At 70.9% G+C, this 17,866-nt stretch carries 20 protein-coding genes; 9 read left to right on the top strand and 11 right to left on the bottom strand.

The window, feature by feature from the left end:
- The first annotated feature begins 745 nt into the window (after window positions 1-745).
- Window positions 746-3,901 (top strand): Rne/Rng family ribonuclease, encoded by a 3,156-nt coding sequence (locus FV242_RS27050; RefSeq protein ID WP_147941087.1) that lies wholly within the window; start codon window positions 746-748, stop codon window positions 3,899-3,901.
- A 155-nt stretch (window positions 3,902-4,056) separates the two neighbouring features.
- On the top strand, window positions 4,057-5,298 hold the full coding sequence (locus FV242_RS27045) for a methyl-accepting chemotaxis protein (RefSeq protein ID WP_147941086.1): 1,242 nt from the start codon (window positions 4,057-4,059) through the stop codon (window positions 5,296-5,298).
- Window positions 5,299-5,304: 6 nt separating this feature from the next.
- Here the strand turns inward: FV242_RS27045 and uraD are convergent, their stop codons facing one another.
- From uraD to FV242_RS27010, 7 genes are all read right to left on the bottom strand, one after another.
- A complete protein-coding gene (gene uraD / locus FV242_RS27040; protein ID WP_147906480.1) occupies window positions 5,305-5,814 on the bottom strand; it encodes a 2-oxo-4-hydroxy-4-carboxy-5-ureidoimidazoline decarboxylase in 510 nt (169 codons plus the stop codon).
- 4 nt (window positions 5,815-5,818) lie between these two features.
- Entirely contained in the window at window positions 5,819-6,172 is a 354-nt protein-coding gene (uraH, locus tag FV242_RS27035; protein ID WP_147857696.1) for a hydroxyisourate hydrolase, read from the bottom strand.
- A gap of 25 nt (window positions 6,173-6,197) precedes the next feature.
- Window positions 6,198-6,710 carry a hydroxyisourate hydrolase gene (gene uraH / locus FV242_RS27030; RefSeq protein WP_246692901.1) on the bottom strand — a complete coding sequence of 171 codons (513 nt, stop codon included), beginning with the start codon at window positions 6,708-6,710 and terminating at the stop codon, window positions 6,198-6,200.
- 245 nt (window positions 6,711-6,955) lie between these two features.
- Complete coding sequence (locus tag FV242_RS36305; RefSeq protein WP_147941089.1) at window positions 6,956-7,219, bottom strand: DUF2934 domain-containing protein; 264 nt, start codon at window positions 7,217-7,219, stop codon at window positions 6,956-6,958.
- Complete coding sequence (locus FV242_RS27020; protein ID WP_147906482.1) at window positions 7,219-7,389, bottom strand: DUF3606 domain-containing protein; 171 nt, start codon at window positions 7,387-7,389, stop codon at window positions 7,219-7,221. Before FV242_RS27020 ends, FV242_RS36305 begins: the two co-directional genes overlap by 1 nt.
- A 133-nt stretch (window positions 7,390-7,522) precedes the next feature.
- Complete coding sequence (yidD, locus tag FV242_RS27015; protein WP_147941084.1) at window positions 7,523-7,897, bottom strand: membrane protein insertion efficiency factor YidD; 375 nt, start codon at window positions 7,895-7,897, stop codon at window positions 7,523-7,525.
- Window positions 7,898-7,903: 6 nt separating this feature from the next.
- Window positions 7,904-8,395: an iron-sulfur cluster assembly scaffold protein gene (locus tag FV242_RS27010; protein WP_147941083.1), complete on the bottom strand. Its 492-nt coding sequence runs from the start codon at window positions 8,393-8,395 to the stop codon at window positions 7,904-7,906.
- A gap of 251 nt (window positions 8,396-8,646) precedes the next feature.
- Here FV242_RS27010 and folE point away from each other — a divergent pair, with 251 nt between their 5' ends.
- From folE to FV242_RS26990, 4 genes are all read left to right on the top strand, one after another.
- Window positions 8,647-9,483: a GTP cyclohydrolase I FolE gene (gene folE, locus FV242_RS27005; protein WP_147941082.1), complete on the top strand. Its 837-nt coding sequence runs from the start codon at window positions 8,647-8,649 to the stop codon at window positions 9,481-9,483.
- Window positions 9,484-9,590: 107 nt separating this feature from the next.
- Window positions 9,591-10,013 (top strand): phosphoribosyl-AMP cyclohydrolase, encoded by a 423-nt coding sequence (gene hisI / locus FV242_RS27000; RefSeq protein WP_147941081.1) that lies wholly within the window; start codon window positions 9,591-9,593, stop codon window positions 10,011-10,013.
- On the top strand, window positions 10,010-10,993 hold the full coding sequence (locus FV242_RS26995) for a patatin-like phospholipase family protein (protein WP_147941080.1): 984 nt from the start codon (window positions 10,010-10,012) through the stop codon (window positions 10,991-10,993). The genes hisI and FV242_RS26995 overlap by 4 nt, the downstream gene beginning before the upstream one ends.
- A gap of 149 nt (window positions 10,994-11,142) precedes the next feature.
- Window positions 11,143-12,714 carry an alkaline phosphatase gene (locus FV242_RS26990; RefSeq protein WP_147941079.1) on the top strand — a complete coding sequence of 524 codons (1,572 nt, stop codon included), beginning with the start codon at window positions 11,143-11,145 and terminating at the stop codon, window positions 12,712-12,714.
- Between the two features lie 52 nt (window positions 12,715-12,766).
- Here the strand turns inward: FV242_RS26990 and FV242_RS26985 are convergent, their stop codons facing one another.
- Both FV242_RS26985 and FV242_RS26980 read right to left on the bottom strand, forming a co-directional pair.
- A complete protein-coding gene (locus FV242_RS26985) occupies window positions 12,767-13,198 on the bottom strand; it encodes a CBS domain-containing protein (protein ID WP_147906489.1) in 432 nt (143 codons plus the stop codon).
- A gap of 141 nt (window positions 13,199-13,339) precedes the next feature.
- Window positions 13,340-14,161, bottom strand: a complete 822-nt coding sequence (locus FV242_RS26980; protein WP_147941078.1) for a rhomboid family intramembrane serine protease — start codon at window positions 14,159-14,161, stop codon at window positions 13,340-13,342.
- Between the two features lie 347 nt (window positions 14,162-14,508).
- On the opposite strand from FV242_RS26980, the gene FV242_RS26975 reads away from it, so the two are divergent.
- The gene (locus FV242_RS26975) at window positions 14,509-15,108 is read left to right on the top strand and encodes a PAS domain-containing protein (RefSeq protein WP_147906491.1); all 600 of its coding nucleotides are present in this window, start codon (window positions 14,509-14,511) and stop codon (window positions 15,106-15,108) included.
- Between the two features lie 229 nt (window positions 15,109-15,337).
- Entirely contained in the window at window positions 15,338-15,976 is a 639-nt protein-coding gene (locus tag FV242_RS26970) for a PilZ domain-containing protein (protein WP_147852858.1), read from the top strand.
- Between the two features lie 30 nt (window positions 15,977-16,006).
- Here the strand turns inward: FV242_RS26970 and FV242_RS26965 are convergent, their stop codons facing one another.
- Entirely contained in the window at window positions 16,007-16,588 is a 582-nt protein-coding gene (locus tag FV242_RS26965) for an SCO family protein (protein WP_147941088.1), read from the bottom strand.
- A gap of 99 nt (window positions 16,589-16,687) precedes the next feature.
- Window positions 16,688-17,185 carry a PRC-barrel domain-containing protein gene (locus FV242_RS26960; RefSeq protein ID WP_147906492.1) on the bottom strand — a complete coding sequence of 166 codons (498 nt, stop codon included), beginning with the start codon at window positions 17,183-17,185 and terminating at the stop codon, window positions 16,688-16,690.
- 179 nt (window positions 17,186-17,364) lie between these two features.
- On the opposite strand from FV242_RS26960, the gene FV242_RS26955 reads away from it, so the two are divergent.
- Window positions 17,365-17,844, top strand: a complete 480-nt coding sequence (locus FV242_RS26955) for a tRNA (cytidine(34)-2'-O)-methyltransferase (RefSeq protein WP_147941077.1) — start codon at window positions 17,365-17,367, stop codon at window positions 17,842-17,844.
- Window positions 17,845-17,866: the final 22 nt, after the last annotated feature.

Genomic DNA, 17,866 nt, shown 5'->3' with positions numbered 1-17,866 from the left:
CTCTCCCGACCCGGCCTGACGGCCGGCCCACCCTCCCCCGCAGAGGGGGGAGGGAGACGCGTGCCAGGGTCCCGGCCGTTGCCCTCATTCCGTCAGCGATGGGCGAGGAGAGTGCGGCGTATCGAGCGTCCGCTGTCGGACCCAATGAAGAATCCCCCCGACCGGTCCGAAGCACCGCGACCCACCGCCGTGACGATACCGTGACATCGTCCCGCGCTTGACCCTTGCCAAATCCCCGTGCCCGTCTGTAATGATACTGACCCTTCTCCGGTCCCGCCGGCCGTCGTAACGGCTTGCGGACGCGGCCGAATTCCTTCGAGAAAACGGACGCGGCGTCGCGGCGGGCCTGTTTGCCCGCCTGGCGGCGACGGGTGTTTTCCCGATCGGGCAGGTGTCGCACGACGCGGTGGAGCTGTTCCGCCGCATCCAGATTTCACGGCCGGTCCCATCCGGCCGAGATTGTTTCGCGAGGTCGGAACCAGGATGAACGGACGCACGGCTCAGCATGGCGCTGCGCGTGCCCCGGAGGCGCAGGATCTGCGTCGCACCGGCCCGTTCAGCCTACCGGCCAAGTTCAACCCCAGGCGCCCAGGGCGCCGAACGGCGGTTGACGGCAATTTCCCCTCGAACCCAGCCGCCTCGGCGACGAGGCCGGCTCCATGCGCGACCGTTCTGAGGTCGTGCGAGGCGCCGCCGGGACCACGGGCACGGAGAACGACGTCGGCCGCCATGCCGAGAGTCCGACATGGCCAACAAAATGCTGATCGACGCGATGCACCCGGAGGAGACCCGGGTCGTCACGGTCCACGGGTCTAGGGTCGAGGAGTTCGACTTCGAAGCCGCCAACCGGCGCCAGCTGCGCGGCAACATCTACCTCGCCAAGGTCACCCGGGTGGAGCCGTCGCTCCAAGCGGCCTTCGTCGAGTACGGCGGCAACCGCCACGGATTCCTCGCCTTCAACGAGATCCACCCCGACTATTACCAGATCCCGCTGGCCGACCGGCAGGCGCTGCTGGAGGACGAGGCGCGCGATGCCGAGGAGCACCGCGAGCGCGAGGAGCGCCGTCGCCGGTCGCCCCGCCGCTCCCGCGGACGCCGCGCCGAGGCGCGCTCGCGCACCGACGAGACGGTGAGCGCCGAGGACGCGTCCGAGGCCCCGCTGGGCCTGGACGCCCAGCAGGATTCGGGCTTCCAGCCGGCTGCCGAGACCGCGCACGCCGAGACCCCGCACGCGGACGCTTCGCAGGGCGAGGATCACACTGCGGCGCACGAGGCCGGGTCCGCCCCGGACGGGACGCCCGACACCCTCGCCGAGAACCCGGAAGCCGTGCAGGAGGCGATCACCTCCGAGACCGCCGCCGGCGATATCCCCGAGCATTCTGCCGAGGCGGCGCCGGCCGTCGAGGCCCACGCCGAGGCCGGCGAGCGGCAGACGGCCGACCATGACGGCACTGTCGAGCCCGAGACCGTGGTCGCCGTGGCCGAGGCCCTGACCGTCGCCGACGTGCCGGCCGAGACGATCGCCGAGGATGCCGTCGAGGCGTCCGGCCGCGGCGCGTCCGCGACGGGCGAGGCCGACGACGAGGCCGAGCTTGAGACCGACCTGGAGGACGAGGAGTCCGAGGACGACGAAGACGATTCGGACGAGGACGACTCGGACGACGAGGACGAGGACGAGTCCGACGAGGAATCGGATGAGGAGTCGGACGAGGATTCCGACGACCCCGATGCCGAGCCCCGGATCGCGCAGGTCGGCGGCAACGGCGACGCGCTCGCCGAGATCCCCGAGCGGCCGCGTCACTACCGCCGCCACTACAAGATCCAGGAGGTGATCAAGCGCCGCCAGATCATCCTGGTGCAGGTGGTCAAGGAAGAGCGCGGCACGAAGGGCGCGGCGCTCACCACCTACCTGTCGCTCGCCGGACGCTACTCGGTCCTGATGCCCAACACCGGCCGTGGCGGCGGCATCTCCCGCAAGATCACCTCGGCCGCCGACCGCAAGCGCCTCAAGGAGGTCGTGGCCGACCTGGAGGTGCCGGACGGCATGGGCGTGATCCTGCGCACCGCCGGCGCCTCGCGCTCCAAGCCCGAGATCGCCCGCGACTTCGAGTACCTGATGCGGCTCTGGGAATCGGTCCGCGAGCTGACCCTGACCTCGATGGCGCCGGCCCTGGTCTACGAGGAGGGATCGCTGATCAAGCGGGCCATCCGCGACCTCTACAACAAGGACCTGGACGAGGTTCTGGTCTCCGGCGAGGAGGCCTATGCCGAGGCCAAGGACTTCATGCGGATGCTGATGCCCGGCCAGTCCAAGGTCGTGAAGCCCTACCGCGACCCGACGCCGATCTTCGCCCGCTACGGCGTCGAGCAGCAGCTCGACGCGATGTTCTCGACCCACGTCTCGCTGAAGTCCGGCGGCTACCTGGTCATCAACCCGACCGAGGCGCTGGTCTCGATCGACGTGAACTCGGGCCGCGCCACCCGTGAGCACGACATCGAGGACACGGCCCTCAAGACCAACATGGAGGCGGCCGAGGAGGTCGCTCGCCAACTACGCCTGCGCGACCTCGCGGGCCTGATCGTCATCGACTTCATCGACATGGAGGAGAAGCGCAACAACCGCGCGGTCGAGAAGAAGCTCAACGACTGCCTGAAGAACGACCGCGCCCGCATCCAGGTCGGCCGGATCTCGCCCTTCGGCCTGATGGAGATGAGCCGGCAGCGCATCCGCACCGGCGTGCTCGAATCGTCCTCGATCCCCTGCGTGCATTGCGGCGGCTCGGGCTACGTGCGTGCCACCGCCTCCGTGGCGCTGCACATCCTGCGCTCCATCGAGGAGGCGCTGCTCAAGTCGGCCTCCCACAACCTGATCCTGCGCACCAAGACCGAGGTGGCGCTGTACATCCTCAACCAGAAGCGCGGGCACCTGCGCGAGCTGGAAATACGCTTCGGCGTCACGCTCACGATCGCGGCCGACGAGCGGCTGCCGGTGACCACCGCGTTCCAGCTCGACCGCGGCGAGCCGGCCCAGCGGGCGGAGGGTCCGGTGACGGGCGTACGCGCGCAGGCGATCTCGCCCGCCATGGAGTTCGAGGACGAGGACGACGTCGAGGAGACCGACCTGGCCGAGGCTGAGTCCGAGGGTGACGCCGAAGAGGTGCGGACCGAGGCTCGCGAGGACGGCTCATCGCGCGAGGACGGCGCCCGCGAGGACGAGACCCGCGACGAAGGCGACGGCCGTCGCCGCCGCCGTCGGCGTCGTCGGCGCGGCGGTCGCCAGGACGGTCGGTCCGAGGAGGGCCAGGCCGACGGCGAGCGTCAGGATTCCGACGACCCGGACGAGGAGCGCGGCACCGAGGACCCGTCCGATTCCGACGAGGCCGCCGAGGCCCCGATCGCGGCCGTGGCCGCCGAGGGAGCGGGGTCCGACGAGACCGTGGCCGTCGCGGACGAGTCCACCCGGTCCGAGGAGGACGGCACGCGCCGCCGTCGCCGCGGACGGCGGGGCGGTCGTGGTCGCGCCGAGGGTCGCACCCGCGAGGGTGGCGACGCGGAGGGTTCCGCGGAGGTGGATTCCGACGCGGTCGCCCTGTCGGCCGAGGAGCCGGTGAGCGCCGAGGCGGTGGCCGAGGCAGTCGAGGCCGCGCCGTCCCCCGTCCACGACGAGGTCGCCGTCGAGTTGCCGGTCGCGGCCGCTCCGGAGTCCGCGGAACGGTTCGAGAGGCAGGCTGCGGAGCGGTTCGAGACGCAGGCCGCGGAAGCCCCGCCCGAGGCGGCGCCGACGGAGGCCGCCCCGCCGCCGGAGCCGGTTGCGGTGGTGCTGACCCAGCCCAGCGATCCGGACCGGCCCAAGCGCGCCGGCTGGTGGTCCCGCACCAAGGCCGCCCTGACCGGCGAGTGAGATATGACGGCGCCCCCGGACGGTTTTCGTCCGGGGGCGCCGTCCGGGAAACGGGCGGCTTCGCCCAATTCCAATAAGGGCGGGTTATCCTTCATCTTCGGTTGAAGGTTCCGTGCAAATATGGCTCCCGAATCGACGTTCGCAGGAGCCCTCGCATGTTGAGTTTGCGCCGCAAGCGCCCGGCCCCGGAGCTGGCCGGGACCGCGGTGACGGCCGACGCCCAGACGTCCGCGCCCGTGTCGACGACCGTCCTGGAAAGCGTCCCGCAGGCTGCTGCCGCGCCCGACCGCGAATTGTTGGCGCTCCTGGCGCGCCTGTCGGCCGCGGCCTCGGATGCCGGCACCTCGATCGGCTGGATGACGCACGACGCATCCGGCACCGCCGAGCAGGCCCGGCTGATCGCCGCCGCCAGCGAGGAACTCGCCGCCAGTACCAGCGAGATCGCGGCGCGCTCCTCCTCGGCGGCCGAGACCGCCGAGACCGCCCGCGCCGGCATCGCCACCTGCGTCGACGACCTCCAGCGCGCCAGCGACGGCATGCGCGGGATCGAGCAGGGCACCGACGAGATCGGCAGCCGGCTCGACAGCTTCTCGGCCGCCGCCCTGCGAATCGAGGAGATGGCCGGGACCATCGCGGCGATCTCGGCCCAGACCAACCTGCTGGCGCTCAACGCCACCATCGAGGCCGCCCGGGCCGGCGAGGCCGGCCGAGGCTTCGCGGTCGTGGCCGCGGAAGTGAAGATGCTCTCCGCGCAGACCGCGAAGGCGACGGACGAGATCCGCGCCCGGCTCGGCGGACTTCGTGAAGAAATGGCGGCGATGCAGGCGGCGGTCACGCGCAGCCGCAGCGCCGTGGAGACCGGCGCAGCCGCCATGGTGCGGGCCAACGTCCGGGTCGAGGCGGAGAGCGGCGCCGTCGCCACGGTGGCGGCCCAGATGCGCGAGGCCTCCGAGATCATGGGCCAGCAGATCCAGGCCACCGGTGAGATCGCCCGGAGCGTCGGCCGGATCGCGGAGGGCACCGACAAGGGCCGCCGGGAGATCGGCGACGCGCTCGGCCAGCTCGACCGGATCGAGGATCTCGGCCGCACCCTGCTCGACCGGCAGGCCGGGAGCGACACGGCGATGCGGCTCGCCCGCATCCCGGCGGATTGCGCGGCCTGGCGCCGGGCCATGGCGGCGACCCTGGTGGGGATGCGCCCGGCCGACACGCCGCCGGTCGGCATCCCCGCCGATCCGGCCCGACCGGCCGCCGTGGAATCGGCCCTCACCCGGGCCCGGGAGCTCGCCGCGGCCTTGGGCCGCCACGTCCGGGCCCACGCCTGGGACGAGGCCACAACGGCCTTCACCGGATTCGAGGCGGCCCTGGTCGAAGCGAAGGCGGCGGCCGAGGCTTGAGCCGGGTCAGGCCGAGACCAGCCCGTCGAGGCGCATGCGCGTGATCAGGGCGACCTCCTCGAGGGCGATCGCCTCCTCGGCGGCCGGCTCCCGGGACAGGCGCGCCTCGAAGGCGGACAGGATCTCGGCCCGCCCGCGCCCGCGCACCGCGATGATGAACGGGAAGCCGAACCGGGCGCGATAGGCCGCGTTCAGGCGATCGAAGGCCGCGCCCTCCTGTGCATCCATGCGGTCGAGGCCGGCGCTACCCTGCTCGCGCGTCGAATCCTCCGTGAGGCGGCGTGCCCGGGCCTCCGGGCCGGCCAGCTCCGGGTGGTTGTTGAGGAAGGCGCGGCGGTGTTCCGTCGGCGCGGCACGGACCGCCTGCATCATCGCGTCGTGCAATGCGGCGCGGCTCGCGAAGGGCCGATGCGGCCAGGCGGCCTGCGCGACCCAGGGCGCGTGCTCGAACACGCCCCCGAGAAGCGCCACGAAGGCCTCTTCGTCCAGCCGGTTGATCGCCGCCAGATCTGGCATGGCGTCAGCTGCCGCGGTAGGTGGTGAAGCTCGCCGGCGCGCACAGCATCGGCACATGGTAGTGCTGCCCGGCATCGAAGATCGCGAAGCGCACCACCGGGTCGTCGATGAAGACGTCGCCCGGGTCGGTGCCCGGACGGTCCCGGAAATAATCCGCGACATGGAACGCCAGCTCGTACTGCCCGGTCCGGGCCTCGCCGGCCGGCAGGATCGGCGCGTCGGTGCGCCCATCCGCGTTGGTGACGACGCTCTTCACCAGCCGCCACGTCCCGTCCTCCAGGACCGAGAAGTCGATCCGCACGCCCGCGGCCGGGCGGCCGCGATCGGTATCGAGGACATGCGTCGAGATGCCGGCCATGGATGGGGGTCCCGTAAGGTTGGGCTCAGCTGCCCCGATAGTAGGAATAACCCCAGGGCGTGAACAGCACCGGCAGGTGGTAGCGCTGGCGCGCGTCGCGGATCTGGAAGCGGATCGGCACGAGGCTCAGGAAATTCGGGCTCGGCAGCGTCACCCCGAGGGCCGCGAAATACGCCCCGACATGCAGCAGCAGCTCGTAGCGGCCGGCCTTCAGCGCGTCGTTGACGAGGAGCGGTTCGGCCGGCCGGCCGTTGGCCGCCGTGGTGACCGTCTTGATCGGCCGGTAGACGTCGTCCTCGCGGATCGAGAGGTCGCAAACCAGTCCGGCCGCCGGGGTTCCATGGGCATTGTCGAGCGCGTGCAGGGTCAGCCGCGGCCCGAGCCCCGCCTGTGAGGTCGGGGCCACGGTGAGCGCCCCGGGCCGCCGCCCCCCGTCGCCCGGAGGGGCTGGCCCCGCCTGGGATCCGCCCGCGGCAGCCGCCATGGCCGCGCCACCGAGGCCGAGTTCAGCGAAGGCCCGGCGAGTCACGGTGCCCACATGCAGCTCCGGGCATCGCTCTGTCCCTGACGTCCCGGAACGGCGAGGCATGCCGTCCACGGAGGACGGCAAGGCCGGTCTGGCAGGTTTGCCGGTTCCATTCCGTCCCCTCGACATCGCCGGTTGCCGCTGAGGGCTGTCGCGGCGACCTGTCGCAAGGCCTGCGCCATCTGGCAAACCTGCGCCAGCCGTCGAGGGGCTCAAGATGACGGATCGGTCCAAGCAGGCGCAGGGACCGCGTCGGCCTACTTGCGGCTGCGCTCCTTGCGCAGTTCCCGCTCCGCCAGCAGCCAGAACTCGATCTCGAAGCCCTCTGGCCGGTGGTTGCGCTCCCACAACTCGTAGGCGCGCTCCCGGATCTCCTCGAACGGGATCGCGTCCGGCGCGGATTTATCTTCGGTCCGTGACGGGGGCGGCCGCGGTCCGCTCTCCGGGACCGCCGGCTCCGGGGCAGCGGGGTCCGGAGCAGGCCGTGCGTCGCGACCGGGTTCCGACGACTCGGCTTTCATCACGAGGCCGGCTTGTCGAGATAGGCGGCGACGCTGGTGATCCGGCTCCCCACCATGGTCACGGCCTTGCGCAACCGCTCCTCGCTGACACCGAAGCGCTGCGCCCATTCTTCGCGCATGACCCGGTCGTAGATGTCGATATGCGTCTTGCCTCTGAATTCGATGGACATGGTTCGCATGCTCTGGATTGCCGCCCAGCCGTGCGAGGCCGAGCCGTCTGGAGAGACAACCGGACACGGCGGGATCGGTTGCCAAGGCCTCGTCCGATCGACGGCGGCTTGTGGATGGCGGAACGCGCGGGCGTCAGATGCCGTGCGAACGCCGCGTTCCGTCCCGGCCCGGGTCGTCCGGGCGGTCGGCCCCGAGCGCAACCGCCTCGCAGGCGAAGGGCGACGGCGGAGCCTCGACGCCGCGCCAGCGGGCATAGGCCCAGGGGCGGTACCAGACGCTCCCGCATGGCAGCCGCTCGGGTACGAGATCGATGCCGTGGGTCCCGAACGGGCCGCAGCGGCAGATCCGCGCGAAGCCCATCCAGGCGCCTGGCCAGAAGCCGTGCCGGGTGATGGCCTGGTCGGCGTATTCGGAGCAGCTCGGCCAGTGGCGGCACTGGCGGCCGATCAATCCCGACAGGGTCAGCTGGTAGGTGCGAATCGCCCAATGCGCGGCGCGGCGAACCATCGGACCCTACGCGTCGGCCGTCGCCGCGGTGGCCTGCTCCCCGGTGCCCTGTTCTCCGCCGGATCGGCGCTTGGCGGCGATCTGGTCGAGGGCGTCGACCACCGCGTCGAAGGTCAGCAGGGTCGAGGCGTGGCGCGCCTTGAACTCCCGCACCGGCTCCAGGACCGCGAGGTCCGCCCAGGCCCCGCCGGGCGCGGGGCCGTTGGCCTTGAGCATCGCCCGCATGGCCTCGCGGACGCCGCGCAGCTCGTTCTCGGTGGCGCCGACCACGTGGCGGCCCATCAGCGACGAGGAGGCCTGCCCCAAGGCGCAGGCGCGGACCTCCTGCGCGAAATCGGCCACGCGGCCGTCCGCGCCGAGGACGACGTCGACCGTGACCGTCGAACCGCACAGGCGGGAATGCGCGGTGGCGCTGGCATCGGGCCGCTCCAGGCGCCCCAGATGCGGGATGTCGGCGGCCAGTTCGAGGATACGGCGGTTGTAGATGTCGTCGAGCATCGGGGCCTCGGGCGGGTGCGTCATCCGATCGAGCTATTGCCCATCGGGATTCTGCCGCGCGACCCGTGCATTGCGTGTTGCCGCGCGAACAATGATATAGGCCCCCTACGGTCGCTTCGCGAGGAGGCGGTTCGTCGACCAGGGTCGCGCCCACGGCCAAGGTAGTTCCCACGGCTCTAGTCCAACCGGGGCGCCGGCTCGAATTCGTTTCGAGCCCGGGATCTCCCTCACAAGCCCGACGCGATCCGACGATGTATGCCAAGCCTGACAGCACCACGATGAAGTCCCGTGTGGCGCGGGCCGGAGATGCCATGGATGCCGCGCTTAAATCATTGTCCTATCGAGGCGAAGGACACGGTCTGGACCGGGGCGGCATCGATGGGCGGGATCTGGGACAGAGTCTGACCGGCATGCGCAACGACAACCGACCGGTCGATGACGGCCGCCCCGCAGCGGTCGAGGTCGCGCCGCAGCCCGCCTCCGCAACCCGTGTGCCCGAGGGGATCGAGACCGGCCGCCCGAGCCGCGCCGAGGCCGAGGCCGCGGTGCGCACGCTCCTGCGCTGGGCCGGCGACGATCCGACCCGCGAGGGCCTGCGCGACACGCCGGCCCGGGTCACCAAGGCCTTCGGGCAGCTGTTCGGCGGCTACGAGATGGACGCCGAGGCCTTGCTGGCCCGCGTCTTCGAGGAGGTCGAGGGCTATTCGGACATCGTGCTGGTGCGCGACATCCCGTTCTACTCCCACTGCGAGCACCACATGGTACCGTTCATGGGGCTCGCCCACATCGCCTATTACCCGACCCGCGGCGTCGTCGGACTCTCGAAGCTCGCCCGCGTGGTCGATACCTTCGCGCGCCGCCTGCAGACGCAGGAGACGATGACCGCGCAGATCGCCGACGTGATCGAGAGCATCCTCAAGCCCCGGGGCGTCGCCGTGATGGTGGAGGCCGAGCACCTCTGCATGGCGATGCGCGGCGTGCAGAAGGCCGGCGTCTCGACGATCACCAGCCAGTTCCGCGGCGTCTTCAAGGACGATGCCAGCGAGCAGGTGCGCTTCCTCACCCTGGTGCGTGGCGGAACCAAATAACCGCAGGCCGGATGGCCCGATCAGGCGGCCACCGTCATGCGGTCTTCATCGATCGGGCTACACCCAATAGCCTCGACTCAAGCTTCACCGGACTCGCTTCTGCCGCCATGACCGCAAGCGACATCGCTTTCGATCCCCCCGGCACCCGGGCCGAGGTCGAGGAAGGCGCGGCCTTCACCCCGCGCTTCGACCGGGACGGCCTGGTCGCCTGCATCGCGGTCGACGCGCAGGACGGGCGTGTGCTGATGCTCGCCTACATGAACGCCGAATCGCTGGCCCGGACCGTCGCGACCGGGGAAGCCTGGTACTGGTCGCGGTCCCGGCAGGAACTCTGGCACAAGGGCGCGACCAGCGGGCAGATCCAGCGCGTCGTCGAGATGCGGGTCGATTGCGACCAGGACGCGCTGCTGATCCGCGTGGAGGTCGGTGGCGACGGCGGCTGCTGCCACACCGGCCGCCGCGCCTGCTTCTATCGCCGGGTCGTCCGCGGGCCGGATGGCGCCGTCACCCTGGAGGCCGCCGGGGCATGAGCGCGTCCCTTGCCTTGCAATGGCAAGAATGTCCGGCCGTCCCCTATTTCCTCCCCGGAACCGTCGAGCCGATCCGGCCCCTGCCCGCTGCCGGCCCCCGCATCGGCCTGGCGCTCGGCGGTGGTTCGGCCCGGGGCTGGGCCCATATCGGGGTGATCCGCGCCCTCGAGGAGGGCGGCATCCATCCCACCGTGGTGGCGGGCTGCTCGATCGGCGCCGTGGTCGGCGCCTGCTACGCCGCCGGGCGCCTCGACCGCCTGGAGAGCTTCGCGCGGGAACTCACCCGGCACCGGGTGGTCCGGCTGATCGACCCGCGCTTTCCCGGTTCCGGGCTGATCGCCGGCAACCGCCTCCGTCGGCGGCTGTTCGCCGATCTCGGCACGCGCCGGATCGAGAGCCTGCCGATCCGCTTCGGCTGCGTCGCCACCGAGTTCGGCAGCGGCCTGGAGGTGAACCTGACCGAAGGGCCGACCGTCGATGCGGTGCGCGCCTCCTACGCGATCCCCGGCCTGTTCCCGCCCGTGACCCACGAGGGGCGCGTGCTGATGGACGGGACCCTGGTCAACCCCGTCCCGGTGGCGCTCGCCCGCGCGCTCGGGGCCGATCTCGTGATCTGCGTGAACCTCAACGGCGATACCGGTGGCCCGGTGGTGCACGAGGTGCCGGCGCCGGCCGCGCGCCGGAGCTTCCTCCAGCTGATCCGCGCGCGCCTGCCGGGCTTCGAGCCCCAGGAAGCCGAGATCCCGGTCCCGGGCATTGCCCGGGTCGTGCTCGGCGCCTTCAACATCACCCAGGACCGGATCTCCCGGGCGCGGCTGGAGCGCGACCCGCCGGACGTGGCCATCGGCCCGGATGTCGCGGCCTTCGGCCTGTTCGACTTCCACAAGGCCGCCGAGGGGATCGATATCGGCTACCGGGCGGCCCGGGCGGCCCTGCCCCGGATCCGCGCTGTCGTGAACGGCGCCGCCGCGCGGGCCTAGAGCATCGTTCCGAAGGGGCCCGCGGGCTTTCGGAAAAAGGCGATGCGGATCAAGGAGCGCGCATCGTGTTGACGGCTTTCGCGCGAAGGATCGTCACGCGGTTGTAACGACCGGTTGCGATGGCCCCTCATCGAATGAGAGGGCTTCCAATGTATACGAGCCGCCGCCAGATCCTCCTGTCCGGAGGCGCAAGCCTCGTCGGGATCGCCACCGGCGTGGCCCGCCCCGGCCTGAGCCGGGCCGCCGACCGGCCGCTCCTCAGCCACGGCCTCCAGTCCGGCGATGTCGGGACCGATTCCGCGGTGGTCTGGGCCCGCTCCGACCGCCCGGCCCGGGCGATCATCGAGTGGGCCACCACCGAGAGCTTCTCCGAGATCCGCGGCGGCGTCTTCGCGGATGCACTGCCCGAGAGCGACAGCACCGTGAAGGTGGCGCTGACCGGCCTGCCGCCGGGGCAGGACGTGTTCTACCGGGTCCGCCTGCAGGACGTCGCGGCGCCGACCATCGTCGGACCCGCGCAGGTCGGGCGGTTCCGCACCGCGCCGGCGGACAAGCGCTCGGTCTCGTTCTGCTGGTCGGGCGACACGGCCGGCCAGGGCTGGGGCATCGACGAGGCCCGCGGCGGCATGACGATCTACGCGGCGATCCTCAAGAACCGGCCGGACTTCTTCATCCATTCCGGCGACACGATCTATGCCGACGGGCCGATCCAGGCCGAGGTGAAGCTCCCGGACGGCAGCCTCTGGCGCAACCGCGTCACTGAGGAGGTCGCCAAGCCCGCCGAGACGCTCGCCGAGTTCCGCGGCCGCCACAAGTACAACCTCACCGACCGGAACGTGCTGGCGATGAACGCCGCCGTGCCGATCCTGGCGCAGTGGGACGACCACGAGGTCACAAACAATTGGTGGCCGGGCGAGCCGTTGACCCGGGCCGAGCACCTCAAGAAGAAGTACACGGACCCGAACGTGCTCGCGATGCAGCTGCGCGCGGCGCGCGCCTTCCACGAGTACATGCCGATGCGCTTCGAGCCGGCCGAGCCCGGCCGGGTCTACCGCAAGATCGCCTACGGCCCGCTGGTCGACGTGTTCATGCTCGACATGCGCTCCTACCGGGGCCCGAACGGCGAGAACCGGCAGACGGAATACGGCCCCGACGCGTATTTCCTGGGGCCGCAACAGATCGCGTGGCTGAAGCGGGCGCTCACGGAATCCCGCGCGACCTGGAAGGTGATCGCCGCCGACATGCCGCTCGGCCTCGTGGTGACCTACGACGTGGACCGCAATTTCGGCTCGGAGGCGGTGGCGCAGGGTGACGGGCCGCCGCTCGGGCGCGAGCTGGAGATCGCCGACCTGCTGCGGTTCATCAAGCAGGCCAAGATCCGCAACACGGTCTGGCTGACCGCGGACGTGCACTACACGGCCGCCCACTACTACGACCCGAACAAGGCGCAGTTCCAGGATTTCGACCCGTTCTGGGAGTTCGTCTCGGGCCCGCTCCACGCCGGCACCTTCGGGCCCAACGCGCTCGACAACACGTTCGGCCCGCAACTGCGCTACGTGAAGGCGCCCGACAAGGGCCAGGTGAACCTGTCACCGGCCGCCGGCTACCAGTTCTTCGGCCACGTCGCGGTGGATGGCGACACCGAGCAGATGACCGTGACCCTCAAGGACGCGGCCGACACCGACCTCTGGCACGTCACCCTCGACCCCGCGAAGGCGTAGGCGCAGGCAACGTCGCCGCCCGCCGGACTCCGCGTCCGGCCGGCGCGCGATCTCACGCCATGGTGATGTAATCGCGCAGGGCCTGGTGCTCGGCCTCGACCGTGGCGATGCGGCGCGCCACCACGTCGCCGATCGAGATCAGGCCGACGAGTCGGCCGTCCTCGCAGACCGGGACGTGGCGGAACCGCCCTTCCGTCATCAAGCCCATCACCTCCTCGATGGTGGAGCTTCGGCCGCAGGTGGTGACCGCGCCGGTCATGTGGTCCGAGACCGGCGCGTCGAAGGTCGCGCCGCCGTGGCGGGCGAGCGCCCGCATGATGTCCCGCTCCGAGATGATCCCGGCCACCGACCCGTCGGCATGGGCGACCACCAGTGCGCCGATCCGCTTGTCGGCGAGAATCTGGATCACCTCCTCGAGGGTCTTGTCGGGGCTCACGGTGACGACGGAGCTGCCCTTCTCGGCAAGGATGCGTGCGACGGTCATGGCTCTCTCCCTGTGACGCGGTGCGTGCGCCGTCAGCCGCGGCGCCTCCGTTACGCTGTCGTCCGGGCTGGCCCCGGCTCGTTCACATTATGGCGAGTGTGTGACCGATCCGGCGCGTTGGCAAGATGCCGGGACGTCGTCTCAGGGCCGGGCCGCCTCGCGCCGATCGAGCAGCGGGAACAGCAGGAAACCTGCGATGAAGCCGCCGAGATGCGCGTCCCACGCGATGGCGGCGTTCTCGCCCACGAGCGGCACGCTGACGAGCCCGAACAGCAGATTGGTGATGAGCCAGATCGCCAGAAAGGCCACCGCGGTCCGGTTGCGCAGGAGTTCGGGAACCGTCTCGGCCGGCCGGTGCGGCGGCAATTGCCAGGACGGGCCGGCATACCCGGAGGCGGGCGGCTGGAACACGAAGCGGGCCGCCGCCGCCATCAGGGCCGAGATTCCCGCCGAGGCGCCGACCAGCGGTCCGGCGCTCAAGGGGTCGATCATCACATGCAGCAGACCGCCGGCCACAGTTCCGGCCAGCGCGATCAGGAAGTAGCGCCAAGCGCCGCAGCGCCGGGCCACGGGCGACCCGAAGGCGGCCAGCCAGACGCTGTTGAAGATCACGTGCATCCAGGAGCCGTGCAGCAGGGCGTAGGTCGCCAGCGTCCAGGGCAGCAGCGCGTGCTCGGAGGTGATGTAGCGGGCGAACGCCTCGCGGGCGGCCTCCATGTCGGGGTCGCCGAGGCCGGCGGCCGCCTGGATCACGTCGGCGGCCTTCCCGGGATCGAACCACACCGTCCAGCGGGCGGGCACCAGGGCGAGGTCGAGGACGACCCGGATGTCGAGCGTGTCCGGCAGCACGAACTCGCGCAGGGCCTGGATCGCCATCAGCAATCCGATCGAGAGCGTCACCACCCCCGGCATGTTGAACACGGGCACGCGGCTCTGGCGTGGGAATTCGGGGGAGGCATCCATCCTGGCACCATGTCGGGGCTGCGGGGTGTCGGGCAAGTCCCGGCGACGTATTGAAGCCTTTTCGGGTGATGTTTGGCTGCCAGGGGGTTCGAAAGAACGAATGCCGGCCGGCTCGATCGAACCGATGGCGGCGGCGTGCGCGCCGCCTACGACGAGATCCGGACCGTGATCAGCCTCATGCCGGCAGCCTCGGTCTGCCCTGCTCTCGATCCCAGGAAGCGTCCCGCGCCGGGCGGCACGGCGTATGCGCCGGACGATCCAGATCGCCCCGGATCACCGGCCCGTCCCACGCGGATGTGCCAGGATGATCCAGGGACGGACACCAGGCGTATCGATCCGGGACTCCGATGAAACATCCCACGAGCCGCATGCTCCATGCCTATTGGGAGCGCTTGCGCGGTGAGCGCGCCGCGCCCGAGCGCGCCGAGATCGAGCCGGGCGAGATCCGGCATCTGCTGGCTGACAGCCTGATCCTGGAACTCGACATGGCGACGCGCGCGGCCACGGTCCGGCTCGCCGGCACGCGGGTCTGCGCCCTCTACGGCCGCGAGTTGAAGGGCGAGACCTTCGCCGGCCTGTGGGGCGCGGAGGCCCCCGATCCCTGGCGCATCGTCGAGATCGTGGCCAGCGATACCCTGGGCGTGGTCGCGGGCCTGCGCGGCCTGAACACGGCCGGCGAGGCGGTGGATCTGGAGCTCCTGCTCCTGCCGCTGCGCCATCGCGGACGGATGCAGGTCCGGGCGCTCGGCACCCTGAGCGTCGAGAGCACGCCCCACTGGATCGGCCTGCGCCCGCTGGTCCAGGCCGAGACCACCTCCCTGCGCATCCTGCCGGGCCGCAGAATGGAGGCTGCGCCGCCGGCGCGACCGGCCCTGCGCGGTCCTGCCGGCTTTCCCGGCCCGGTGCGCCGGGGGCATCTCCTCGTTCATGCCGGCGGACGGGCGTAAAACCGCGCGCCGAGAACTGCATTTGGAATATTAGACATCGATTTTTCGACCGAAGATCGCGTCCGATCGGGACGAACTGGCAACTGTACAGGCCAGACCGGCCCTGGCGCTCGGTCAGGACAGAAAAATCTACGGCACGGCGGATATTGTCGAATCGGAAAAAAGGCTTTCGTAACAGTCCCGGTCTAGCTTGCGATGACGATTGTCGCGGCGTGGAGCCCATCTCGGTATGATCGCGGTCGACGCCACCGCCGGGACGGACGTGAGCCGCGCGGCCAGCCGGGGGCGCGACGCGGCCGACCAGCGACGCCACCAGCGCGTCCGGGTCGCCGTGCTGGGCCGCTACATGCTGGCCGACCGCCGCGAATATCCCTGCCAGACCGTGGACATGTCGCCGGGCGGCGTCCGGCTGACCTGCGCTGTGGTGGGCGAGGTCGGCGAGCGCGTGGTGCTCTACCTCGAGCATATCGGCCGGATCGAGGGCGTCATCGCCCGCCACAGCGAGGGCGGCTTCGCGGTCCAGCTCAACGCCACGCCACGCAAGCGGGACAAGATCGCATCTCAGCTGACCTGGCTCGCCAACCGGGAGATCCTGGGCCTGCCCGAGGGGCGCTCCCACGAGCGGCTCGTGCCGACCCACACGGCGGTGACCCTGCGCGTCGAGAGCGGCCGGGAGATCAAGGCCCGGCTGATCGACATCTCGATTTCCGGCGTGGCGATCTCCAGCACGGCCACGCTGCCCCTCGGGGCGGCCGTCACGGTGGGCAGCACGCCCGGGCGGCTGGTGCGCTACTTCGAGGGGGGCTTCGGCGTGCAGTTCCTGCTGCCGCTCTCCCCCGACCGCTTCCATGCCGGGATGACGCTCTAGAGCCGTCCCGACCGCGTTGGGATCGTCTCGTCAGATCTTCTTGGACAGCTGCGCCGCGGTCTCCTCGGCCGGGCGGGAGAGGTCGAGGGCGCCGAGGAAGCGGTTCTGCGCGTCCATCACGTAGACGATCGCCGTGTGCTCCATCGTGTAGTCCCCGTCCTTACCGGGGACCTTGCGGGCATAGGCCCGATACGCCTTCTCGGTGGCCACGATCTGCTCAGGGCTGCCGGTGAGACCGGTGATGCGCGGATCGAAGCTCGACAGGTAGGTCTTCAGGCTCGCCGGGTCGTCGCGCTCGGGATCGACGGTGACGAAGGCGACACGCATCCGCTCGGCCTTCGGCCCGAGGGCGGCGAGCACGTCCGAAACCTGCTGCAGCGTCGTCGGGCACACGTCCGGGCAATGGGTGAAGCCGAAGAACACGAGGTGCGGCGCGCCGGCGAAGTCGCGCTCGGTGACCGTGCGCCCGTTCTGGTCGACCAGCGTGAATGGGCCGCCGACCCCGGGCACGCCCACAGGCGCCCGGTCCGGCATGAAGGCGAACACCGCCGCCCCGGTCAGGCCGACGAGACCCAGGCAGAAGGCCAGAAGCGGGATCAGGGCGCGGCGCATCTTCATCGGACTCCGACCTCCGTGCAGCGGCTGGCACAGCACGGAACGGCGCGCGAAGGCAAGCCAGCGTTATGCCGCCGGCTCGCCTCGGACCCGATGTCAGGGCTTTGCGGCGGGCTCTCCGGCGGCCGGGGCGGCGGCCGCGCCCTTCGGCGGCTCCTTGCCGAGGTAGATGTATTCCGGCGCGGCCTTCAGCTGATCCTTGGTCGTGTCGATGCGGGCCTGGAGCGTCTTGTCGTCGGTCCGGTCGAGCTTCATCACCGACGGGTCGACGGCCACGTACTTGGATCCGATCCCGAGGAAGCCGCCGACGCCGATGACCCAGGACTTCACGCTGCCCTTCTGGTCGAGGACGAAGTCGGCGATCTGCCCGATCGTGTCGTTGGCCGCGTTGGTGACGTTGGCCCCGATCAGCTTGCTGGCGACCATGTCGTCCGGGGACTGGGCCACGAAGGTCGGGCGCAGGTTGTCGGCCATGGTGGCCGGCTGACCGGCCACCGGCGCGGCCGGCGCTCCGGCATTCGGAGTGGCATTCTGCGCCGCGGCGGTTGCGAGACCGGCCAACAGAAGGGCCGAGGCCAGGAGCGGAGTGCGCATCGGGTGAGGACTTTCGGACAGCGTTCGCAAACGAAGGTGGCGCCGCCTTAAACCTTTGGCGCAGCGTAAGTTCCGCCGATTTTCTTCGGGCGCCCCGGATTGCGCGCCCCTTTGCCGGCTGTGGGTCCGACGCCCGGCGCTTTGACGGCACGGCGCCGGCCCATCACAAGCCTGGCCCCATGCTGCGCCTCGTCCTCTACCAACCCGACATCCCCCAGAACACCGGCACGATGCTGCGGATGGCCGCCTGCCTCGGGCTCGCGGTCGAGATCGTGGAGCCCGCGGGCTTCGACGTCTCGGACCGGCACCTGCGCCGCTCGGGGCTCGATTACCTCGATCACGTGGCGATCACCCGGCACCGCTCGTTTTCGGCCTTCGAGGCGTGGCGGGCCGAGGCCGGCCTGCGGCTCGTCCTCGCCACGACGGCGGGCGCCCTGCCCCATACGGATTTCGCGTTCGGCCCGGACGATTGCATCATGGTCGGGCGCGAATCGGCCGGCGTACCCGATTCCGTCCATGCGGCCGCCGACGCCCGGGTCGTGGTGCCGATCCGGCCGGGCCTGCGCTCGCTCAACGTCGCGGTCGTGGCCGCGATGATCGCCGGCGAGGCCCTGCGCCGGACCGGCGGGTTCGAACCGGATCGCGGCCCACCGGCTTGATAGGGGCGGGGCATCATGGGGG

Origin of the sequence: Methylobacterium sp. WL64 (genome assembly GCF_008039945.1) — a bacterium.
GTDB lineage: Bacteria > Pseudomonadota > Alphaproteobacteria > Rhizobiales > Beijerinckiaceae > Methylobacterium.
The sequence above is the reverse complement of the archived record's forward strand: the minus strand, read 5'-3'. Positions and strand labels throughout refer to the sequence as shown.